At 51.9% G+C, this 20,825-nt stretch carries 19 protein-coding genes, 2 tRNA genes and 1 rRNA gene; 16 read left to right on the top strand and 6 right to left on the bottom strand.

The features are described 5' to 3' along the window. Positions 1-36: 36 nt before the first annotated feature. The 7 genes from rrf to yjfF all read left to right on the top strand — a co-directional run bounded on the left by rrf (position 37) and on the right by yjfF (position 5,213). Positions 37-152: ribosomal RNA gene (gene rrf / locus SAQUA_RS23625) — 5S ribosomal RNA — on the top strand. A gap of 94 nt (positions 153-246) precedes the next feature. Further along, a tRNA-Asp gene (locus SAQUA_RS23620) sits at positions 247-323 on the top strand. Between the two features lie 8 nt (positions 324-331). Then, positions 332-407, top strand: a tRNA-Trp gene (locus tag SAQUA_RS23615). Between the two features lie 307 nt (positions 408-714). Further along, positions 715-1,671 (top strand): galactofuranose ABC transporter, galactofuranose-binding protein YtfQ, encoded by a 957-nt coding sequence (gene ytfQ, locus SAQUA_RS23610; protein WP_380678712.1) that lies wholly within the window; start codon positions 715-717, stop codon positions 1,669-1,671. Between the two features lie 22 nt (positions 1,672-1,693). Beyond that, entirely contained in the window at positions 1,694-3,208 is a 1,515-nt protein-coding gene (gene ytfR / locus SAQUA_RS23605; protein WP_380678718.1) for a galactofuranose ABC transporter, ATP-binding protein YtfR, read from the top strand. A 14-nt stretch (positions 3,209-3,222) separates the two neighbouring features. Next, the gene (ytfT, locus tag SAQUA_RS23600; protein ID WP_380678710.1) at positions 3,223-4,224 is read left to right on the top strand and encodes a galactofuranose ABC transporter, ATP-binding protein YtfT; all 1,002 of its coding nucleotides are present in this window, start codon (positions 3,223-3,225) and stop codon (positions 4,222-4,224) included. Then, complete coding sequence (yjfF, locus tag SAQUA_RS23595) at positions 4,221-5,213, top strand: galactofuranose ABC transporter, permease protein YjfF (protein ID WP_380678708.1); 993 nt, start codon at positions 4,221-4,223, stop codon at positions 5,211-5,213. The genes ytfT and yjfF overlap by 4 nt, the downstream gene beginning before the upstream one ends. Positions 5,214-5,217: 4 nt before the next feature. Here the strand turns inward: yjfF and hdfR are convergent, their stop codons facing one another. Next, complete coding sequence (gene hdfR / locus SAQUA_RS23590; RefSeq protein WP_380678706.1) at positions 5,218-6,045, bottom strand: HTH-type transcriptional regulator HdfR; 828 nt, start codon at positions 6,043-6,045, stop codon at positions 5,218-5,220. 119 nt (positions 6,046-6,164) lie between these two features. Between hdfR and SAQUA_RS23585 the strand changes: the two genes are divergently transcribed. After that, entirely contained in the window at positions 6,165-6,503 is a 339-nt protein-coding gene (locus SAQUA_RS23585; RefSeq protein WP_380678704.1) for a DUF413 domain-containing protein, read from the top strand. Positions 6,504-6,530: 27 nt separating this feature from the next. Here SAQUA_RS23585 and SAQUA_RS23580 read toward each other — a convergent pair whose 3' ends face one another. Beyond that, positions 6,531-8,054 carry a YifB family Mg chelatase-like AAA ATPase gene (locus SAQUA_RS23580; protein WP_380678702.1) on the bottom strand — a complete coding sequence of 508 codons (1,524 nt, stop codon included), beginning with the start codon at positions 8,052-8,054 and terminating at the stop codon, positions 6,531-6,533. Between the two features lie 468 nt (positions 8,055-8,522). Between SAQUA_RS23580 and ilvL the strand changes: the two genes are divergently transcribed. From ilvL to SAQUA_RS23545, 7 genes are all read left to right on the top strand, one after another. Continuing rightward, positions 8,523-8,621 (top strand): ilv operon leader peptide, encoded by a 99-nt coding sequence (gene ilvL, locus SAQUA_RS23575; protein ID WP_071681478.1) that lies wholly within the window; start codon positions 8,523-8,525, stop codon positions 8,619-8,621. A gap of 141 nt (positions 8,622-8,762) precedes the next feature. Further along, on the top strand, positions 8,763-10,409 hold the full coding sequence (gene ilvG / locus SAQUA_RS23570) for an acetolactate synthase 2 catalytic subunit (protein ID WP_380678699.1): 1,647 nt from the start codon (positions 8,763-8,765) through the stop codon (positions 10,407-10,409). Further along, entirely contained in the window at positions 10,406-10,663 is a 258-nt protein-coding gene (gene ilvM / locus SAQUA_RS23565) for an acetolactate synthase 2 small subunit (protein WP_380678697.1), read from the top strand. Before ilvG ends, ilvM begins: the two co-directional genes overlap by 4 nt. A gap of 22 nt (positions 10,664-10,685) precedes the next feature. Next, entirely contained in the window at positions 10,686-11,612 is a 927-nt protein-coding gene (gene ilvE, locus SAQUA_RS23560) for a branched-chain-amino-acid transaminase (protein ID WP_380678695.1), read from the top strand. 121 nt (positions 11,613-11,733) lie between these two features. Beyond that, entirely contained in the window at positions 11,734-13,584 is a 1,851-nt protein-coding gene (gene ilvD, locus SAQUA_RS23555) for a dihydroxy-acid dehydratase (protein ID WP_380678693.1), read from the top strand. 5 nt (positions 13,585-13,589) lie between these two features. Next, a complete protein-coding gene (ilvA, locus tag SAQUA_RS23550) occupies positions 13,590-15,134 on the top strand; it encodes a threonine ammonia-lyase, biosynthetic (protein WP_380678691.1) in 1,545 nt (514 codons plus the stop codon). A gap of 24 nt (positions 15,135-15,158) precedes the next feature. After that, positions 15,159-15,857, top strand: a complete 699-nt coding sequence (locus tag SAQUA_RS23545; protein WP_380678689.1) for a DUF2461 domain-containing protein — start codon at positions 15,159-15,161, stop codon at positions 15,855-15,857. A gap of 178 nt (positions 15,858-16,035) precedes the next feature. Here SAQUA_RS23545 and ilvY read toward each other — a convergent pair whose 3' ends face one another. Further along, complete coding sequence (gene ilvY, locus SAQUA_RS23540; RefSeq protein WP_380678687.1) at positions 16,036-16,917, bottom strand: HTH-type transcriptional activator IlvY; 882 nt, start codon at positions 16,915-16,917, stop codon at positions 16,036-16,038. Positions 16,918-17,083: 166 nt separating this feature from the next. On the opposite strand from ilvY, the gene ilvC reads away from it, so the two are divergent. Further along, a complete protein-coding gene (gene ilvC, locus SAQUA_RS23535) occupies positions 17,084-18,559 on the top strand; it encodes a ketol-acid reductoisomerase (protein ID WP_380678685.1) in 1,476 nt (491 codons plus the stop codon). Positions 18,560-18,684: 125 nt separating this feature from the next. On the opposite strand, the gene SAQUA_RS23530 is transcribed toward ilvC, so the two are convergent. The 3 genes from SAQUA_RS23530 to SAQUA_RS23520 form a co-directional block, all read right to left on the bottom strand. Beyond that, entirely contained in the window at positions 18,685-19,617 is a 933-nt protein-coding gene (locus SAQUA_RS23530; protein ID WP_380678683.1) for a sugar kinase, read from the bottom strand. Between the two features lie 159 nt (positions 19,618-19,776). Then, entirely contained in the window at positions 19,777-19,980 is a 204-nt protein-coding gene (locus tag SAQUA_RS23525; protein WP_404413110.1) for a 2-hydroxymuconate tautomerase family protein, read from the bottom strand. Between the two features lie 52 nt (positions 19,981-20,032). Then, on the bottom strand, positions 20,033-20,785 hold the full coding sequence (locus SAQUA_RS23520; protein ID WP_380678681.1) for a CDP-diacylglycerol diphosphatase: 753 nt from the start codon (positions 20,783-20,785) through the stop codon (positions 20,033-20,035). Positions 20,786-20,825: the final 40 nt, after the last annotated feature.

The following is a 20,825-nucleotide window of genomic DNA, read 5'->3' as shown; positions in this document are numbered from 1 at the left end:
GAGTGAGCGTGAAGCGGTTGGAATGAAACGAATTTGCCTGGCGGCCATAGCGCGGTGGTCCCACCTGATCCCATGCCGAACTCAGAAGTGAAACGCCGTAGCGCCGATGGTAGTGTGGGGTCTCCCCATGCGAGAGTAGGACACTGCCAGGCATCAAACAACGTTATCAGAGTGACACCTGGTAATGAGCAGGATCGCCAAGAGCGGTTTTGCCGGCATCGAAAGATGCAACGTAAAAGAATCGGTGGAGCGGTAGTTCAGTTGGTTAGAATACCTGCCTGTCACGCAGGGGGTCGCGGGTTCGAGCCCCGTCCGTTCCGCCACCCTATTTAGGGGCGTAGTTCAATTGGTAGAGCACCGGTCTCCAAAACCGGGTGTTGGGAGTTCGAGTCTCTCCGCCCCTGCCATAAATTTAAAACCCTTTGCTGATGCAAAGGGTTTTTTTTTGCTTTAAATATTTATCTCATATTCATTTTTTCTATAAAACTTGCCTGAAACTCCTACCAAAATCGTTCCCAATTTAGACTTTTCTAGCTGTATCCATGTACAAAATGGTTGTAATCCCGCGCTGTGATACCGCTCATCATTCTAGTCTGAATTTCAGTTACATCTTATTAGCACCCAAGTCTCTGTGGGGCACGTTTCATTAAAGTGAACACATAACAGCCATCTCGGCCACGGTTTCTTACAACCAGGGTTGAGCGAGGAGAAAACATGTATAAACGTTTACTGTTAACGGCCGCTATAGGCGGTGTGCTGATGGGAGTGGCTCAGGCTGCCCCGTTAGTTGTCGGCTTTTCCCAGATTGGTTCTGAATCAGGGTGGCGTTCAGCAGAAACCAAAGTGGCAAAACAGGAGGCAGAAAAGCGTGGTATTACGTTAAAAATCGCTGATGCGCAACAAAAACAGGAAAATCAGATCAAGGCTGTAAGATCTTTTATTGCGCAAGGAGTTGATGCCATTTTTATTGCGCCAGTTGTGGCGACCGGTTGGGCTCCGGTATTACAAGAAGCGAAAGAAGCTAAAATTCCAGTATTTCTGTTAGATCGTATGATCGAGGTGAATGATCCAACACTTTATACCTCTGTAGTGGCATCTGACAGCGTGCATGAAGGGAAAGTTGCAGGAGACTGGTTGGTCAAAGATGTGGCCGGCAAACCCTGTAATGTTGTTGAACTGCAGGGCACAGTGGGAGCCAGCGTGGCCATCAACCGCAAGAAAGGTTTTGCAGAAGGTATTGCTGCTGCTGAAAACGTCAAAATTGTGCGTTCGCAGTCTGGAGATTTTACTCGCAGTAAGGGTAAAGAAGTGATGGAGAGCTTCATCAAGGCTGAACAGAACGGCAAAAACATCTGTGCTGTTTATTCACATAACGATGATATGGCAATTGGTGCTATTCAGGCCATCAAGGAGGCAGGTCTCAAGCCCGGTTCGCAAATCAAAGTGGTTTCTATCGATGGCGTACCCGATATCTTCAAAGCGATGATGAACGGTGAGGCAAATGCCACGGTCGAACTGACACCAGATATGGCAGGTCCAGCATTTGATGCCTTGCTGGCCCTGAAGAAAGAGGGGACTCAACCGCCAAAATTTATTCAAACCGAATCGAAACTGCTGCTGCCTGATACTGCCAAGCAGGAGTTTGAGATGAAGAAGAATATGGGATATTGATAAGCAACAGGCGGAACCGATGATGGCTACACCTCAGGCAGCGTTGTTGACAATAAGCGGATTATCCGTTGAGTTTCCCGGCGTAAAGGCGCTGGATCAGGTTGATTTCACACTAGGGTGCGGTGAAGTAGTGGCGCTCCTGGGAGAAAATGGTGCCGGGAAATCTACGCTGATTAAAGCGCTAACGGGTGTTTACCAACGCTCTGCGGGTGAAGTCAGGTTAGAAGGCAAAGCGATTGCGCCACAGAGCACTGCTCAGGCGCAATCATTAGGTATTGGTACTGTGTACCAAGAAGTTAACTTGCTGCCAAATATCTCGGTAGCCGCCAATCTTTTCATCGGTCGCGAGCCAACTCGTTTTGGTCTTGTCGACCAAAGCACCATGTTGCGTAAGGCTCACAAACTGCTGGAAGGCTATGGTTTACAGTTAGATGTCAGCCAACCGTTGGGTAACTACTCGATTGCTATTCAGCAAATTGTGGCTATTGCCCGTGCAGTTGATCTCTCTGCCAAAGTATTGATTCTGGATGAACCCACCGCCAGTTTGGATGCCAAGGAAGTCACCATGCTGCTGGATATTATGAGCCAGCTCCGTTCTCAAGGAATGGGGATGATCTTTGTCACCCATTTTCTTGAGCAGGTTTATCGCATCAGCGATCGTATTACGGTACTACGTAATGGCAAGTTGGTGGGCACACGTATCACTGCCGAATTACCGAGGCTGGAGTTAGTGCAGATGATGCTGGGGCATAGTTTCGATGAAACTCTGCTGAAACGTGCTGAACATAAGGCTACGCAGGCATCGCCATTAGTGGAGTTCAGTGGCTATGGCAGGCGCGGTATGGTTGAGCCTTTTGACTTGGTTTTGCGGCCAGGGGAGATAGTGGGTCTGGCTGGTTTATTGGGTTCAGGGCGAACCGAGACGGCACAATTGATATTCGGCATTAAAGCTAGGGACAAAGGCTCGGCAAAAGTGGAAGGTAAACCCGCACACATCCAGAGCCCGCGCAAAGCGGCAAGTTTAGGGTTCGGTTATTGCCCGGAAGATCGTAAGACTGACGGTATTGTGGGAGCCGCCACAGTAAGGGAAAACATCATTCTGGCGTTGCAGGCGCAGCGGGGCTGGTTGAAACCTATACCGTTGCAAGAGCAGACCAGGATAGCAGAAGAGTTTATTAAGCTTTTGGCTATCCGAACGCCAGGGACAGAGCAGCAGATCCAATATCTCTCTGGGGGAAATCAGCAGAAAGTGCTGCTGTCGCGTTGGTTAGCGACTAAACCCCGCTTTCTGATACTCGATGAGCCAACGCGCGGTATTGATGTTGGGGCTCATGCCGAAATTATCCGTCTGATTGAACGCTTGTGTAGTGAGGGATTAGCGTTACTGGTTATCTCTTCCGAACTGGAAGAATTGGCCGGGTATGCCGATCGGATAGTGGTATTACGCGATAGAAAGCATGTGGCTCAGCTTGAGCATGATGCTATTACGGTTCCCGCTATTATGCAGGCTATTGCAGTGCAACAGGGGGCAGGATGAACAGGGGTTTTCCAATGACCAATGGAGCGCGCAAAGTCAGGTGGGTAATGCCCACCGGTTCAACACAGTTGGCTGCGTTGATGGCTATTTTACTCATCAACAGTGTTGTTTCTCCCCATTTCTTTTCGATCCACATTCAGGATGGCCGCCTTTTTGGCAGCATCATTGATATTTTTAATCGCGGCGCACCCGTGGCAATACTTGCGCTGGGAATGACATTGGTCATTGCGACCGGCGGGATAGATCTTTCTGTCGGTGCGGTAATGGCCATCTCTGGCGCAACCGCCGCAACCCTGACCAGTGCAGGATACCCGCTGATTTATGTATTAGGGGCTTCGTTGGCGGTCGGTGCCTTGTGTGGCTTGTGGAACGGTTTTTTGGTGGCAGTGCTACAGATACAACCGATTGTGGCTACCTTGATGCTGATGGTTGCCGGGCGTGGTATTGCCCAACTGATTACTGAAGGGCAAATTGTCACCTTCGAGAATCAAGGGCTGGCAAAGCTTGGCAGTGGCGCGCTGATGTACCTCCCGATGCCGGTGATCATTGCGGCCACTATGCCGCTACTGATTTGGCTTCTGACGCGTAAAACCGCATTGGGATTGTTTATTGAAGCGGTTGGTATCAACTTGCGTTCTGCTCGATATGCAGGCATCAGTACTCGGTGGGTGATCGTTTCTGTGTATGTCGTTTGTGGCCTGTGTGCTTCTGTCGCCGGGGTTATCGTCACGGCGGATATCCGAGGAGCAGATGCCAACAATGCTGGGTTATGGTTGGAACTGGATGCGATTCTGGCGGTAGTCATTGGCGGTGGATCGCTGTTGGGCGGCCGTTTTAATCTTCTGCTTTCGGTCGTGGGGGCGCTAATCATTCAAGGCATGAATACCGGAATTCTGCTTTCGGGCTACAAACCAGAGTTTAACCTGGTACTTAAAGCGGTGGTGGTTTTAGCCGTATTGATGATGCAATCACCGAGCGTTTCATTACACCGGCTTGGCTGGAGACGAAAACCATGATGAAACGTAATCTGCCGCTGTTAATCACTATTGCTGTATTTCTGTTTGGCTACGCTTTTTGCCTGAGCCAATTCCCAAGCTTTTCATCAACCCGTGTCTGGTGTGACCTTCTTACCGATAACGCTTTTCTGGGTATTGTTGCTGTAGGTATGACTTTTGTGATCCTCTCTGGCGGGATTGACCTGTCAGTGGGTTCGGTGATTGCCTTTACCGGTGTGTTGCTGGCGAAACTGATCGGTACTTATGGTATTGCACCAGGTTATGCATTTGTCATTGCCTTGCTGATGGGCGCATCATTTGGCGCGTTGATGGGTTGGATTATTGATGCACTAAAACTCCCGGCATTCATCATTACGCTCGCAGGTATGTTCTTCGTGCGGGGTATGAGTTTTATCGTTTCGGAAGAGTCGCTTCCAATCGATCATCCACTGTATGCCACATTAGCCAACTATGCCTGGAAAGTGCCTGGTGGAGGGAGGTTTACCTTACTGGCGCTGGTGATGTTACTTGTGGTGGCGATGGGGATGATCCTGGCGCATCGTACACGCTTTGGCCATAACGTCTATGCGGTTGGTGGCAACCCGGTTTCTGCTGCACTAATGGGGGTACCGGTGCGGCGTACCACGGTATCAATCTACATGCTTTCCAGCACACTGGCGGCACTCTCGGGTATTGTTTTTTCGCTATATACCTCAGCTGGTTACGCGTTGGCAGCGAGCGGTGTTGAATTGGATGCCATTGCGGCGGTTGTGATCGGGGGAACGCTATTGACCGGTGGGGTGGGCACCATATTAGGGACTTTGTTTGGCGTATTGATTCAAGGATTAATCCAGAGTTACATCACTTTCGACGGTTCGCTCAGCTCCTGGTGGACAAAAATTGTCATTGGCATTCTTTTGTTCTGCTTTATCGGCCTCCAGAAGGCGATGAGCGCCTTCTGGCAAAGGAGAAGGGAAGGACCAGGCCGCCCAGATCTAAAGCCGTCCTAGTGGTTCAGGTTGCGGTATTCAAAGGGATTTTCAGCAACTGACGGATTAATGGCTGCTGATCGCTGTTTTGCAGCCAGACGGCATATAGTGGACGAATGATGGGTTGCACATCTTTTACGGCGTTCAGCTGTGGGTACTCTTTTTCCCATTGGCTGGGTAAAAAAGCACAGCCGCCGGTTGTTTCCAGCAATTGTCGCGTCAGATGTGCCGAGGTGGTCGTCAATACTGGCATGCTATCGCTTTCCAACATACGGCTTTCCTGTGGGTGAAAGTCGGCACCCCATTCCAGTTTGACATAAGGCATCGGGGCTTCTTGGTCGCGTAATGTTGATGAAAACAACCGCAAAGAGAAATTACCCAATGGTTGGCTTGCCAACTCATCCATTTTTGGAGGCTCGGTAGTAATGAGCAAATCGAGCTGTCTTTCATGCAACTGCTTCACCAACGAATGACGCAGCGCAACTCTTGCCTCAATCTGCAGCGATTCCCGTTGCTGGTAAAGAGACTGCAACCAGGGCGTCAGATAAGCCTCCCATAGCGAAGCCGTGGCACCGATTGAAAGCTCTGTAAGCTGTAGCGACCGCACCACATCCTTTTTTGCCAATTGCCAAGTATGCATCAGACTTTCTGCATAAGGTAACAGTCGTTCCCCGGCAGGCGTTAGGCGAATGTTATTGCGGTGGCGGGTGAATAAACTTGCACCTAGTTGATTTTCAAGTTGGCGGATGCGGAAACTTACCGCAGATTGCGTTAAGTACAGTGATTCCGCCGCTCTGCCAAAGTGACGCGTTCTACTGACCTCCAAAAAGGTTTTCAGTAATTCGGTATCCACACCAATCTCCAAAATTATTTGTCGTTAAGATTTAAATGTTTTGTTTTACACGGTGTCAAGCCTATCTAATACTCCGCGCCATAAACAGCACGGCCATGAGAGAATTAGGAGCGTGTCAGATGGCGGATAGCTTCATCACGACCAATCGGTTTTTTGATAATAAACATTATCCTCGCGGGTTCTCCCGTCACGGCGATTTCACCATTAAAGAAGCACAATTGCTAGAGCGTTTCGGTTATGCATTCAACGAGCTGGATGCAGGTAAACGTCAGCCAGCTACGGAAGAAGAACAACTGTTCGTTGCTGTGTGCCGAGGTGAACGTGAGCCAGTTACAGAGCAAGAGAAGGTATGGTCTAAATATCTGGCGCGGACTCGCCGCCCGAAAAAATTCCATACGCTGTCAGGCGGTAAGCCTCAGGCTGACGTAGTAGAAGATTACACGGAAAGTGACGATTGATCACCATGGGGCCTTTGGGCCCCATTTTTACTCCAGGCTGCGGTGTAATTGCAGTAAAAGGCGATCCATACAGCGGTAGCTGAGAGCCTCGCTGAGATGACGTTTAGCGATATTTTTTTCCCCGGCTAAATCAGCCAGCGTACGTGCTACTTTCAGAATACGATGCCAGGCTCGAACTGATAACCCCAGTTTACTCAGGGTTTCCTCCAGGAAATCCGCATCTACCGCTGGTAGATGGCAATCCCGATCCACCTCCCGGTTATTCAACAGCGCATTTATCTTTCCTGCGCGCTCCAGTTGCCGTTCACGCGCCTTCAGTACCCTTTCACGAACCTGTAAGGTGCTTTCTCCAGGATGGTGTTGTTTACTGAGCATCCCAGGGGGTAATAACGGAACTTCAATCGACAAGTCAAACCGATCGAGAAATGGGCCAGAGAGGCGCCCCAGGTAGCGCAAAACCTGCTGTGGCGGTGTCCGGTTGTGTATTCCCTGATAGTGTCCCGTGGGGCTTGGGTTCATCGCCGCAATTAACTGTACCCTGGCGGGAAAGCGAACTTTGGCGCTGGCTCTTGAAATGACGATTTCGCCGGACTCCAACGGTTCGCGTAGTGCGTCCAGAACTCGCCGTTCAAACTCGGGTAATTCGTCGAGAAACAGCACCCCATTATGCGCCATCGAGATCTCCCCGGGCCGAGGTAAAGATCCCCCACCTACCAAGGCCGCCATGGATGCACTGTGGTGCGGGGCACGAAATGGTCGCTGACGCCACGGTAATTTCTCATCCGGGTGATGCGATAAGCTGGCAACAGCGACGCTTTCCAAGGCTTCCTGGTCGCTCAATGGTGGTAACAAACCGTTAAGGCGACTGGCCAACATAGTTTTGCCGGTACCGGGAGGGCCAAGCAGTAACAGGTTATGGCCGCCTGCTGCGGCAATTTCCAGTGCTCTTTTGGCTTGCTCCTGGCCGATGATTTCCTGCAGATCAGCGGTTTCCATTAGTGCTTCAACTGCGGGAGGCGCGGCAGCAACAGGTAGTTCACCTTTGCCTTGCAAGTATGCGCAGACTTCCAGTAAGTGGCTCGCTACCCGAGCCGTGCTTTGGGGGAGTAGCCCCGCTTCTGGGCCGTTTGCGGTGGCCAGAATGAGTTCACGCTTTGCCTCAGTTGCAGCTATTGCTGCCGGAATAGCTCCGTTGACCGCTCTCAGTGCACCGGAAAGCGCCAACTCACCGAGGAACTCATAGCGGGCCAACTGATTTGCGGGGATCTGTTCAGAGGCCGCGAGAATGGCGAGCGCAATAGGCAAATCATAGCGTCCGCCTTCTTTGGGCAAATCCGCCGGGGCCAGATTGACAGTGATCCGCTTGGCTGGGAAGGTGAACCCATTGTTGATCAAGGCACTACGCACCCGATCTCGCGCTTCTTTTACCGTAGTTTCAGGTAGACCGACCAGCGTGAGCCCGGGTAATCCATTGCTGATATGAACTTCTACCGTGACCGAGGGGGCCTGCACGCCGATCGTGGCGCGTGTGTAGATTACCGCCAGTGACATATTACTCTCCTTACCGAAGTCTCGATAATGCGGTATTTGGTTGATATCTGCGCCTGGTGAATGGCTAACTTGCGCAATGATAGCCAGTTAAAAGAATTTTATTTCATAAGGTTAAGTATAAATTTCGAGCTGGAACGCATTTTTTCGCCATGCTCATTAACAGGGATAACAAAGCTGTAGGTGTTGAGCATCTGAGGCAAAATTACGAGGTGGCAATGGCGATGATGCCTTGGTGATAGGTTGGTGGTGGTGGGACCGGGTTTTCGCCGAGAGGAGTACCAGAGTGAAAGTAAGGTTAGTTAATGCAAAATACCACTCACTCATGTTACTGATTGAATTAAATGAATATTAATTGAGGTATGACCAGTGCATGATGAAAATTAGTACAAAAAAATGTTGTCATACCACATACAGCTATGGTAACTCTGTAGGTATTAGTTCGGAATGAGCACAGTGAACAACTCTATTATGAAAGCCCTAGCCCAAGTGATTAGCCTAGTCGTGATTAGCGTGGTGGTGATTATTATCCCACCGTGCGGGGCTGCACTTGGACGAAGAAAGGCTTAAAAAACAAGCCGGAATCGCAAAAAAACCCCCGCACCGTCAGGTCCGGGGGTTTTTTTATGCAAAGGAAAAGTGAATTGAGGAGCAGAGAATGAGTAACGGAATAAAAACCTGCAAATCCCGCAATAAGGCGGGGGAATAACAATGAATGGTGCTCAGTGGGTAGTTCAAGCGTTGCGTGCGCAGGGAGTTGATACCGTATTCGGGTATCCGGGGGGCGCAATCATGCCGGTCTACGATGCGTTGTATGACGGGGGAGTAGAACACCTGCTGTGCCGCCATGAGCAGGGGGCGGCGATTGCTGCCATCGGTTACGCTCGCTCGAGCGGTAAAGTAGGCGTCTGTATCGCTACTTCGGGTCCGGGAGCAACCAATCTGATCACCGGGCTGGCGGATGCATTGCTGGATTCGGTGCCTGTAGTCGCTATCACCGGGCAGGTCGGATCACAGTTGATTGGCACTGATGCTTTTCAGGAGATCGATGTCCTTGGCCTCTCTCTGGCCTGTACCAAACACAGTTTCCTGGTCGAGTCGCTGGAAGCGTTGCCAGGGATTATGGCAGAGGCTTTCGCCATTGCTACCAGTGGCCGTCCTGGCCCGGTATTGATCGATATCCCGAAAGACATCCAACTGGCCGAGGGAGATTTACCCCCTCACTTGCAGCCGGTGGAGAATGAACTGGAGCATCCGGTGGCTGAGCTGGCAGCGGCGAAACAACTGCTGGCCCAGGCGAAAAAACCGATGCTTTACGTCGGAGGTGGCGCTGGGATGGCGCAAGCAGTGGCAGGATTGCGCGATTTTATCGCGACGACGCAGATACCAACGGTGGCTACGCTGAAAGGTTTAGGCGCTCCAGACGCCAATCATCCGTACTATCTTGGCATGTTGGGGATGCACGGCACTAAAGCGGCCAACTTTGCGGTACAGGAGTGTGACCTGTTAATTGCCGTTGGTGCGCGTTTTGATGATCGTGTAACCGGCAGATTGAATGCTTTTGCGCCTGAGGCCAAAGTTATCCACATGGATATTGACCCGGCAGAGATGAGTAAACTACGCCAGGCGCATGTTGCTCTGCAGGGAGATTTGAAAAAGCTGCTGCCAGCACTGCAGCAACCATTGAATATCGCCGCTTGGCTGCAGCGTGTTGCCGAATTGAAAGAGCTTCACCCTTGGCGCTATGATCACCCTGGCCAACCTATCTATGCTCCCCTGTTGCTTAAACAACTCTCAGAACGGAAGCCTGCCAATACCGTAGTGACTACTGATGTGGGCCAGCACCAGATGTGGGCTGCTCAGCACATGATTTTTGAACGCCCGGAAAATTTTATTACTTCCAGTGGGTTAGGTACGATGGGGTTCGGCATTCCCGCAGCGGTCGGGGCCCAGATGGCACGGCCCGAAGATAAAGTGATCTGTGTCTCTGGGGACGGTTCCTTTATGATGAATGTTCAGGAATTGGGCACCATAAAACGAAAACAGTTACCGCTTAAGATCGTTTTACTGGATAACCAGCGCTTAGGCATGGTTCGCCAGTGGCAGCAGTTGTTTTTTGATGGGCGTTACAGTGAAACCAATCTCTCCGATAACCCCGATTTTCTGATATTGGCCAGTGCATTCGGTATTCCCGGCCAGCGTATTACCCGTAAAGATCAGGTCGCAGATGCGCTCGATGCATTGCTCAACAGCGAAGGGCCGTACCTGCTCCATGTTTCCATAGATGAACTTGAGAACGTCTGGCCGCTGGTGCCACCAGGCGCAGGTAACGAAACCATGTTGGAGAAAGTATCATGATGCAGCATCAACTCTCGATCCAGGCCCGCTTCCGTCCTGAAATGTTAGAACGCGTATTGCGTGTTGTACGCCACCGTGGCTTCCAGGTCTGTGCTATGAATATGGCGACGGGTATCAACGCTGACGATATTAATATTGAATTGACCGTTGCCAGCCAGCGCTCGGTGGATTTGCTGTCATCCCAGTTAAGTAAGTTGATGGATGTCTCCCGCGTCGAGATCCAACAGCTAGCCTCACAACAAATACGCGCCTGACTGCGCAAAAAGGAACAGAATAATGACGAAGAAAGCCGATTATATTTGGTTCAATGGTGAGATGGTTCCTTGGGCCGATGCCAAGGTGCACGTTATGTCGCATGCGCTGCACTATGGAACGTCGGTATTTGAAGGCGTGCGTTGCTACGACTCTCATAAGGGCCCGGTTGTCTTCCGCCACCGTGAACACATGCAGCGTCTGCATGATTCGGCAAAAATCTACCGCATGCCAGTGGCGCAAAGTGTTGATGAACTGATGGAAGCGTGCCGCGCTACGCTGCGTAAAAACAATCTGGTCAGCGCCTATATTCGTCCTCTGGTGTTTATTGGGGACGTGGGTATGGGGGTCAATCCGCCTGCTGGTTATAAAACCGACGTGATTATCGCTGCGTTTCCTTGGGGCGCTTATCTGGGTGAAGAAGCGCTGGAGCAAGGCATCGATGCGATGGTTTCTTCGTGGCAACGTGTTGCACCTAACACCATCCCTACCGCGGCTAAAGCCGGTGGTAACTATCTCTCCTCATTGCTGGTGGGAAGCGAAGCGCGCCGCCACGGTTATCAGGAAGGGATTGCTCTGGATGTTCATGGCTATATCTCTGAAGGGGCAGGCGAGAACCTGTTTGAAGTGAAAGATGGTGTATTGTTTACGCCGCCGTTTACCTCGTCTGCACTGCCGGGCATTACCCGCGATGCGATCATCAAGCTGGCGAAGGATATGGGCTTTGAAGTGCGTGAACAGGTACTTTCCCGTGAGTCTCTTTACCTGGCAGACGAAGTATTCATGTCTGGTACCGCAGCAGAAATCACCCCTGTGCGCAGCGTTGATGGCATTCAGGTGGGTATCGGCAAGTGCGGTCCTATCACCAAGCAGATCCAACAGGCGTTCTTTGGCCTGTTCACCGGCAAGACCGAAGACAAATACGGCTGGTTGGATCCGGTCAATCAATAACAACTCGACCCGTCGTCTTTCACGCAGCAGCTTGAAACCCTCAGGGGAGTAACGACAGACACGTACAAGCGGGCGGTTCGTTCACCACCTGCAAAATGACTATATTTGGAGTAAAAAGAGCATGCCTAAGTACCGTTCCGCCACCACTACACATGGCCGCAATATGGCGGGTGCCCGCGCATTATGGCGCGCAACCGGGATGACCGACGACGATTTCGGCAAACCGATTATTGCGGTGGTCAACTCCTTTACCCAGTTCGTTCCGGGCCACGTGCACCTGCGCGATCTGGGCAAGTTGGTTGCAGAACAGATAGAAGCCTCCGGCGGCGTTGCCAAAGAGTTCAATACTATTGCGGTGGATGACGGTATCGCCATGGGCCACGGCGGTATGCTCTATTCCCTGCCGTCACGCGAACTGATCGCCGACTCGGTAGAATACATGGTGAATGCTCACTGTGCCGATGCGATGGTTTGTATTTCTAACTGCGACAAAATCACCCCAGGGATGCTGATGGCGTCATTGCGCCTGAATATCCCGGTGATCTTTGTTTCCGGTGGTCCAATGGAAGCGGGTAAAACCAAGCTTTCCGATAAAATCATCAAACTGGACCTGATCGACGCGATGATCCAGGGGGCGAACCCTAACGTCAGCGACGCTGACAGTGCGCAGATCGAACGTTCCGCCTGCCCGACCTGCGGTTCTTGTTCTGGCATGTTTACTGCCAACTCAATGAACTGCCTGACAGAAGCCTTGGGCTTGTCACAACCGGGCAATGGTTCATTGCTGGCAACCCATGCCGATCGTAAAGACCTGTTCCTGAATGCCGGGAAACGCATTGTTGAGCTCACCAAGCGTTACTATGAGCAGGATGATGAAAGTGCGCTGCCACGCAACATCGCCAACAAGGCTGCATTTGAAAATGCCATGACGCTGGATATTGCGATGGGCGGTTCAACCAACACCGTTCTTCACCTACTGGCGGCGGCGCAGGAAGGTGAAGTCGACTTCACCATGGCGGATATTGACCGTCTTTCCCGCAAGGTCCCGCACCTGTGTAAAGTGGCGCCAAGCACCCAGAAATACCATATGGAAGACGTACACCGTGCTGGTGGCGTGCTGGCTATTCTTGGTGAGCTGGATCGCGCCGGTTTGATGAATCGCAACGTTGACAACATCCTGGGGATGAAACTGACCGAGACGTTGGAAAAATACGACATCATGCTGACCAACGACGAGGCGGTGAAAAAGATGTTCCGCGCCGGTCCAGCAGGGATCCGCACCACGCAGGCATTCTCACAGGATTGCCGTTGGGACTCTTTGGACAACGACCGCGCCGAAGGCTGTATCCGATCTTTGGAAAATGCCTTCAGCCTTGAAGGTGGCCTGGCGGTGCTGTACGGCAACATGGCAGAAGATGGCAGCATCGTCAAAACCGCCGGTGTTGATAAAGATAACCTGACCTTCCGTGGGCCTGCGAAAGTTTACGAGAGCCAGGATACGGCCGTTGAGGCGATCCTGGGTGGCAAAGTGGTGGCAGGCGACGTAGTGGTGATCCGTTACGAAGGGCCAAAAGGTGGGCCAGGCATGCAGGAAATGCTGTATCCAACTACTTATCTGAAATCAATGGGGTTGGGTAAGGCCTGTGCATTGATCACCGATGGTCGCTTCTCTGGTGGTACTTCTGGTCTGTCGATTGGCCACGTTTCTCCTGAAGCGGCTAGCGGTGGTCTGATAGCGCTGATCGAAGAAGGCGATATGATCGATATCGATATCCCTAAGCGCAGTATGGTGCTGGATGTGCCAGAGAGTGTATTGGCTGCGCGTCGTGAAGCGGAATTGGCTCGTGGAGACGCTGCATGGACGCCGAAAGCGCGTGAGCGTCAGGTATCTTACGCGCTGCGTGCCTATGCCACATTGGCGACCAGTGCCGATAAAGGCGCGGTGCGCGACAAGAGCAAGCTGGGAGGCTAAGCATAATGGCAGTATCGCAACCCCTACCCGACGCCCCCTGTGGCGCGGAATATTTGCGAGCGGTGCTCCGCTCGCCGGTTTACGAGGTGGCTCAGGTCACCCCGTTAGAGGCGATGGACAAGATCTCTTCGCGTCTCGGCAATACGATCCTGGTGAAACGCGAAGATCGTCAGCCGGTTCACAGCTTCAAACTGCGCGGTGCTTACGCGATGATCGCCAGCCTGGATGAAGAGCAGAAAGCACGTGGCGTAATCACCGCTTCAGCCGGTAATCATGCACAAGGCGTGGCGCTTTCCGGCAACCGGTTGGGGATCAAAACCCTGATCGTGATGCCGGTGTCTACTGCGGATATCAAAATAGACGCAGTGCGCGGTTTTGGCGGTGAGGTGTTGCTGCACGGTGCAAACTTCGACGAAGCCAAGGCCAAGGCAATCGAACTTTCACGGCAACAGGGCATGACTTTTGTACCACCGTTTGATCATCCAGCGGTGATTGCCGGGCAGGGTACGCTGGCGATGGAACTGTTACAGCAGGATGCACATCTGGATCGCGTTTTTGTTCCGGTCGGGGGTGGTGGTCTGGCGGCAGGGGTGGCGGTACTGATCAAGCAACTGATGCCGCAAATCAAAGTGATTGGTGTAGAAGCCGAAGATTCGGCTTGTCTGCGTGCCGCGTTGGATGCCGGGCACCCTGTCGATCTGGCTCGCGTTGGGCTGTTTGCCGAAGGTGTGGCGGTGAAACGCATTGGTGACGAAACCTTCCGCCTGTGCCGCGAGTATCTGGATGACGTAATCACTGTGGATAGTGACGCGATTTGCGCCGCGGTGAAAGACCTATTCGAAGATGTACGTGCTATTGCTGAGCCTTCAGGTGCATTGGCGCTGGCGGGGTTGAAGAAATATGTGCAGCAGCACAACATCCGTGGCGAAAGGTTGGCACATATCCTTTCCGGTGCGAATGTGAATTTCCACGGTTTGCGTTATGTTTCCGAACGCTGTGAATTGGGGGAACAACGGGAAGCGCTGCTGGCGGTGACCATACCGGAACAGAAGGGCAGCTTCCTGAAGTTCTGCCAATTGCTGGGCGGGCGGTCGGTAACCGAGTTTAACTACCGTTATGCGGATGCGGACAGCGCCTGCATCTTTGTTGGCGTGCGTCTGAGTAGAGGCCATACCGAACGGTTGGAAATCATCGATCAATTGAACAACGGTGGTTATCAGGTGGTGGATCTGTCTGACGACGAGATGGCGAAACTTCACGTGCGCTATATGGTCGGCGGGCGGCCTTCTAAACCGTTACGGGAGCGGCTGTATAGCTTTGAATTCCCAGAGTCGCCGGGGGCATTGCTCAAGTTCCTGCAAACGCTGGGCACTCACTGGAATATTTCCCTGTTCCATTACCGCAGTCACGGCACCGACTTTGGCCGCGTACTGGCGGGCTTTGAGCTTTCGCAGACCGAACCCGAGTTTGAGCAGCACCTTACCGCGCTAGGTTATGATTGCCATGATGAAACCAATAACCCGGCATTCCGTTTCTTCTTGCAGGGATGAACGCAGCGAAAAGGACAGCGTATCGTGAGTCAGTGTTCCGGCTTCAGTCAGAAAGGGTTGAATTTTCTTCAGCAGGTACGGATCGAGAACGACAAAGCGTGGTTTGACGCCAATCGTGCGGTGTATGACCGTGAGTTGTTAACGCCTTTTCGTTCGCTGGTGGATGCGCTGAGCCCGGTGATGCTAACGATTGATCCACAGTTCGAGACTCGCCCGGCAATCGGCAAAACGCTGTCGCGTATTCATCGCGACACGCGATTTTCGCATGATAAATCTCGTTACCGCAGCCGCATGTGGTTAACCTTCAAGCGGCCAAGCAAGGATTGGAAAGATGCGCCGGTGTACTTCTTTGAACTGGGGCCAGACATGCTGCGCTATGGCCTGGGGTATTACAGCGCAAACAAGGCCACGATGGATTTATTTCGCCATACCCTGCAGCACAGGCCACATCAGTTTTTAGAGATTGCGGCTTGCTGCCGTGCGCCGTTCGAACTGGTGGGCGAGAGCTACAAGCGCCCGTTGGTGAAGGAACAGGCGGCAGATATTGCCACCTGGTACAACCGCAAATCCTTTGCGGTAATGGTTACCGACAGTGAAGTGGAAAAACTCTTCAGTGCCAATCTGGTAACCTTGTTGGCCCAGAGCTTTCAGCAGTTGGAACCGCTTTACCACTGGTTGATGCAGGTTGAGGCGATGAAGCAGGTTGACCCGCAAGATTTATGAATACCCGTCGTCTTTCAAACCACAGCGTTGTTGGCTGCGCTTACTCACCCCAGTCACTTACTTAAGTAAGTGACTGGGGATGAGCACGCTGGCCGCCTAGCTGTGACTCGAAATCCATAGGGTATTTTCAGTTTTTAATGAATGAGTTAATGGAGTTCATAACGAAATGGCATTTCGTTCATAGTAAATGCCAGAATGCCTCGATCAGCGGTTCGTTGAGGCGTTTTTTCTGCACGCATACGCCCAGTTCAAATGGCTCGACCATGGAAATATTCTCCAATTGGCAGATGCGGTTACGTACCGGCTCCGGGCTGTTGTCTACCACTACGCTGGGGATCAGTGCGATGCCGCAGCCCAAGGCTACCATTGAGACGATCGCTTCATGCCCGCTGACCGTGGCGTAGATTAACGGGTTAGTGATGCGCTGGCGGCGGAACCATAACTCGATGCGTTTTCGAGATGGGCCATGCTCCGGCAGAATAAATGGCATATTGGCCCAGTCGGGTTGTTCGGCAAAAGCCTGGGTACGCACCGCACATGGTAGGGCAGGAGCAATCAGCACCAATGGGATCTCACCGATCTGGGTGAAAGCCACGCTGTTGGGTAGTGTTTCCGGCCTACCGGCGATACCGAGATCGGCCTCATTGGACTGCACCTTGTCTACCGCATCGGCAGCATCGCCCGTAGTCAGTTTGATTTCCACCAACGGATGCTGGGCGCGGAAACGGTCGAGGATCGGCGGCAGATGGCTGTAAGCGGCGGTAACCGAGCAGAACAGGCGCAGCTCGCCGCTAAGAGATGGCCCATGTTGACCAAGCGCATGCTTCAACTGCTGATATTGCAGCAGCGTTTGTTGAGCGAAGACTTTCAGTTGTTCACCGGCATCGGTGAGTTGTACGGTGCGGTTATCGCGCAGAAACAGCGGTTGCCCAAGAATTTCTTCGAGCCGTTGGATCTGGCGGGAAAGCGTCGAAGGGCTGACGTGCATGGCTTTGGCAGTGCGGCCAAAGTGATGGCTTTCAGCAAGATGCAGGAACAGTTTGAGATCACGCAAATCCATATTAGTACGCTCGCAGCGAAGTGTTGCATAAATTGCAATATCACATTCGTAATATATCAATTTAAGCAACGCAATTCCTGTTATACATTGAGTTCAACGGATCCCGCACAGACAGGGCGGGGTGAAAATAATTTTGCTAGACATAACATCTTACTGGAGTACCACCATGGCTAACTATTTCAACACATTAAACCTGCGTCAGCAGTTGGCGCAATTGGGTAAGTGCCGTTTCATGGCGCGTGACGAGTTTGCAGATGAAGCCGGTTACCTGAAAGGGAAAAAAGTGGTGATTGTCGGCTGTGGTGCGCAGGGTTTAAACCAGGGTCTGAATATGCGCGACTCTGGCTTGGATATTGCCTATGCATTGCGCAAAGAAGCCATTGATGAGAAACGTGCTTCATGGCGTAAAGCAACCGAGAACGGTTTCAAGGTAGGTACTTACGAAGAGCTGATCCCACAGGCCGATCTGGTTGTTAACCTGACGCCGGACAAGCAGCATACCTCCGTTGTTCGCGCCGTCCAGCCGTTGATGAAAGATGGTGCAGCGCTGGGGTACTCCCATGGCTTTAACATTGTTGAAGTCGGCGAGCAGATCCGTAAAGACATCACCGTGGTGATGGTTGCGCCTAAGTGCCCAGGTACCGAAGTACGTGAAGAATACAAACGCGGTTTTGGTGTACCGACGCTGATCGCTGTTCACCCGGAAAACGATCCAAAAGGTGAAGGTATGGCGATCGCCAAGGCGTGGGCAGCCGCCACCGGTGGCCACCGTGCGGGTGTACTGGAGTCTTCTTTCGTAGCAGAAGTGAAATCTGACCTGATGGGCGAGCAAACCATTCTGTGCGGTATGTTACAGGCCGGTTCTTTGCTGTGCTTCGACAAACTGGTATCTGAAGGTACCGATGCCGCTTACGCAGAGAAACTGATTCAGTTTGGCTGGGAAACTATCACTGAAGCACTGAAGCAGGGTGGGATCACCCTGATGATGGATCGCCTGTCCAATCCAGCGAAGCTGCGTGCATACGCTCTGTCTGAGCAATTGAAAGGCATCATGGCTCCGCTGTTCCAAAAACACATGGACGACATCATCTCTGGCGAATTCTCCAGCGGTATGATGGCAGACTGGGCAGCAGACGATGTGAAATTGCTGACCTGGCGTGAAGAGACCGGTAAAACTGCCTTTGAAAATGCACCACAGTTCGCAGGGAAAATCAGCGAGCAGGAATACTTCGACAACGGCGTTCTGATGGTCGCGATGGTGAAAGCGGGCGTTGAGCTGGCGTTCGAAACCATGGTGGATTCCGGCATTATCGAAGAGTCTGCATATTACGAATCTCTGCACGAGCTGCCGCTGATTGCAAACACCATTGCGCGTAAGCGTCTGTATGAAATGAACGTGGTTATTTCTGATACCGCCGAATACGGTAACTATCTGTTCTCTTATGCTGCAGTACCGCTGCTGAAAGAGTTCATGACTACGCTGCAGGCTGGCGATCTGGGTAAGTCCGTTGCAGGAACCACTGTTGACAACGCGCAACTGCGCGATGTGAATGAAGCGGTGCGTAACCACCCAATCGAATCTGTTGGCCGCAAGCTGCGTGGCTATATGACCGATATGAAACGCATCGCGGTTGCAGGCTAAATACTCTTAGTCCTTCAAGTTGCAGTCTACCTGCAACTTGAAATCGATAGGGTACGAAATTGCCCTATCGAGCCCAATAAAAAGGCCAGCATTGCCGCTGGCCTTTTGCTTTTATCAGCGTTGGATTACTTCGGCATCGCGTCTCGTGGGATGATGGCACCACGGTATTGGATCACCGTACTGGCGGTCAGGTGGCCGCGTTTAGCCGCACTGGTTTCGTCACCGCCGGTCAGGCGCACAGCCAGATAGCCTGCGCTGAATGAATCGCCTGCTGCCGTGGTATCGATCACTTTCTCTTTGGGCAATTTGACGGCGGGCACGTCGTGGATTGCCCCATCTGCACTGAATACCAGGCAGGAGTCTGCCCCACGCTTAATCACGATCTCACTGACACCAAAATCCCGTGTGCGGTTAACGACCTGCTCAACGGGCTGTTTACCCCACAGTAAATCTTCGTCATCCAGCGTGAGGAAGGCAATATCGGTGCATGAAAGGATATCACGGTAGGCTTGCTGGGTTTCGTCACGGTTTTGCCACAGTCGTGGACGGTAGTTATTGTCGAAAATCACCTTGCCACCGTGAGCACGGCATTGGCGCAGCAAGTTCAGCAGCTTCTCCCTGCTTGAGGGGTTAAGGATAGCAACGCTGATGCCACTCAGATAAATGTAATCAAACTGTGCCAGCTGCGCGCACAGGCTCTCTGCCTGCGGGCTATCCAGCCAGTAACGGGCTGCGGCATCATTACGCCAGTAATAGAAGGTTCGCTCGCCGGTTTCGTCGGTTTCGATCACATACAACCCTGGCAGTTTGTTTTCCAATTGCTGAGTCAGATCGGTTTTCACCTGTTCCTGCTGCCAGGTTTGAAGCATTTCCCGGCTGAAACTGTCGGTGCCCAGTGCGGTGACATAATGCACGCTCAGTTCCTGCTCAGGCACTTGGCGAGCAATATAGACTGCGGTATTCAGAGTGTCGCCGCCGAATCCGCGGCTGAGGTCTGCGCCTTTCTGCGACAGTTCGATCATACATTCGCCGATCACGGCAAGGTTTTTACGATTCATGATAATCCCCGGCTGAACAATGAATAAATAGGGTTGATGCGAAATATATCCAGTCTCAACGCAAGGGAGAATTGAGTCAATATAAATAAAACGACGTTTTAATTATTTTATGATCGAGATCGGGAAACCTACTGCTTCCCGATTATTGATGAGGGAAAGCTATTTGGCTGACGCCCGTAGATCGGTGACACATTTACCGCCGATGCCCCAGTTATCGGTTTCTACTTCATCGATCACTACCACGGTTGTGGCCGGATTTTTACCTAGCGTGTCAACCAACAGTTGAGTTACACCAGCGATCAACTGTTTTTTCTGTTCTGCGGTAGCCCCTTCACGGGTAATTTTGATATTGACGTAAGGCATTTTACTTTCCTTTGTTATTGATACATAGGCTGTTACCGAAAGCTGAAATATATTACTGCAGGACCTGACAGTTGTGATCCTGGAGTTCTTCTGCTGAGGCCATATTCAACTGTAAGAAATTGCGTTTGGTGGCTAATAGCAGGAAATCACCCCCAGGCAACGCGGTCATTGCCATGCCATAACTACCCATATTTTCACGAGCGCCGTCGACACCTTGCGCCAACAAGCGGAACGCCCCTTGCTGTTGTAGCTCGCTGGTGGTTACGCGGCGGAACAGATAGGCTTTATCCATTAGATCGCCGGGCAACTGTTGCCATTGCTCGCTGAAATCCACATTTAACTGCGCCAGTTTGTTTTTTACTGCTGGCCGCAGGCAGGAAATATGAATATGCAGCTGATTTTGTGTGCGGCCATACTCAGAGTTGATAGCTAGCGAGATATTGGCATCCTCGATCGGTTTGCCGTATTTATCCGCCATAAAATGCCGTGCTTGCCAAGCCAATGCGAAGAAGTTTGCCGTGTCAGACTGTAAAACCTGTGGGCTTTCAATCCCGGAGATTTTTGTACTTGGCATCAACAGATACTGCAAAGGCCCGTTACGGTCTTTTAGCACCACAAATCCTGCCTGCTCGTCTACTTGAGCGCAGGGGGCCGGATTGTGGTTTTGCCGTTGGTTTGGTAAACACTGCTGGCTGACGATGTGCCATAGTGCGTCCGGGTGAGCGGGTTTCAGCCAGAAATAGAGAGCACTGGCGGCAGCCACAAGTACCGCAGCAGATAAAAAAAGCCAATGGCGCAATGGCATGAGCGTGTTCCACACTTATGAATATGCCAAACAGCATAGC

The sequence above is a fragment of the Serratia aquatilis genome (assembly GCF_044865145.1).
GTDB lineage: Bacteria > Pseudomonadota > Gammaproteobacteria > Enterobacterales > Enterobacteriaceae > Chania > Chania aquatilis.
This window is presented reverse-complemented; position numbering and strand designations above follow the sequence as displayed.

Coding starts and splice junctions, on each gene's coding strand:
- ytfQ (WP_380678712.1), top strand. CDS start 715: ATGTATAAACGTTTACTGTTAACGGCCGCTATAGGCGGTGTGCTGATG.
- ytfR (WP_380678718.1), top strand. CDS start 1,694: ATGGCTACACCTCAGGCAGCGTTGTTGACAATAAGCGGATTATCCGTT.
- ytfT (WP_380678710.1), top strand. CDS start 3,223: ATGACCAATGGAGCGCGCAAAGTCAGGTGGGTAATGCCCACCGGTTCA.
- yjfF (WP_380678708.1), top strand. CDS start 4,221: ATGATGAAACGTAATCTGCCGCTGTTAATCACTATTGCTGTATTTCTG.
- SAQUA_RS23585 (WP_380678704.1), top strand. CDS start 6,165: ATGGCGGATAGCTTCATCACGACCAATCGGTTTTTTGATAATAAACAT.
- SAQUA_RS23580 (WP_380678702.1), bottom strand. CDS start 8,054: ATGTCACTGGCGGTAATCTACACACGCGCCACGATCGGCGTGCAGGCC.
- ilvL (WP_071681478.1), top strand. CDS start 8,523: ATGAAAGCCCTAGCCCAAGTGATTAGCCTAGTCGTGATTAGCGTGGTG.
- ilvG (WP_380678699.1), top strand. CDS start 8,763: ATGAATGGTGCTCAGTGGGTAGTTCAAGCGTTGCGTGCGCAGGGAGTT.
- ilvM (WP_380678697.1), top strand. CDS start 10,406: ATGATGCAGCATCAACTCTCGATCCAGGCCCGCTTCCGTCCTGAAATG.
- ilvE (WP_380678695.1), top strand. CDS start 10,686: ATGACGAAGAAAGCCGATTATATTTGGTTCAATGGTGAGATGGTTCCT.
- ilvD (WP_380678693.1), top strand. CDS start 11,734: ATGCCTAAGTACCGTTCCGCCACCACTACACATGGCCGCAATATGGCG.
- ilvA (WP_380678691.1), top strand. CDS start 13,590: ATGGCAGTATCGCAACCCCTACCCGACGCCCCCTGTGGCGCGGAATAT.
- ilvY (WP_380678687.1), bottom strand. CDS start 16,917: ATGGATTTGCGTGATCTCAAACTGTTCCTGCATCTTGCTGAAAGCCAT.
- ilvC (WP_380678685.1), top strand. CDS start 17,084: ATGGCTAACTATTTCAACACATTAAACCTGCGTCAGCAGTTGGCGCAA.
- SAQUA_RS23530 (WP_380678683.1), bottom strand. CDS start 19,617: ATGAATCGTAAAAACCTTGCCGTGATCGGCGAATGTATGATCGAACTG.
- SAQUA_RS23525 (WP_404413110.1), bottom strand. CDS start 19,980: ATGCCTTACGTCAATATCAAAATTACCCGTGAAGGGGCTACCGCAGAA.
- SAQUA_RS23520 (WP_380678681.1), bottom strand. CDS start 20,785: ATGCCATTGCGCCATTGGCTTTTTTTATCTGCTGCGGTACTTGTGGCT.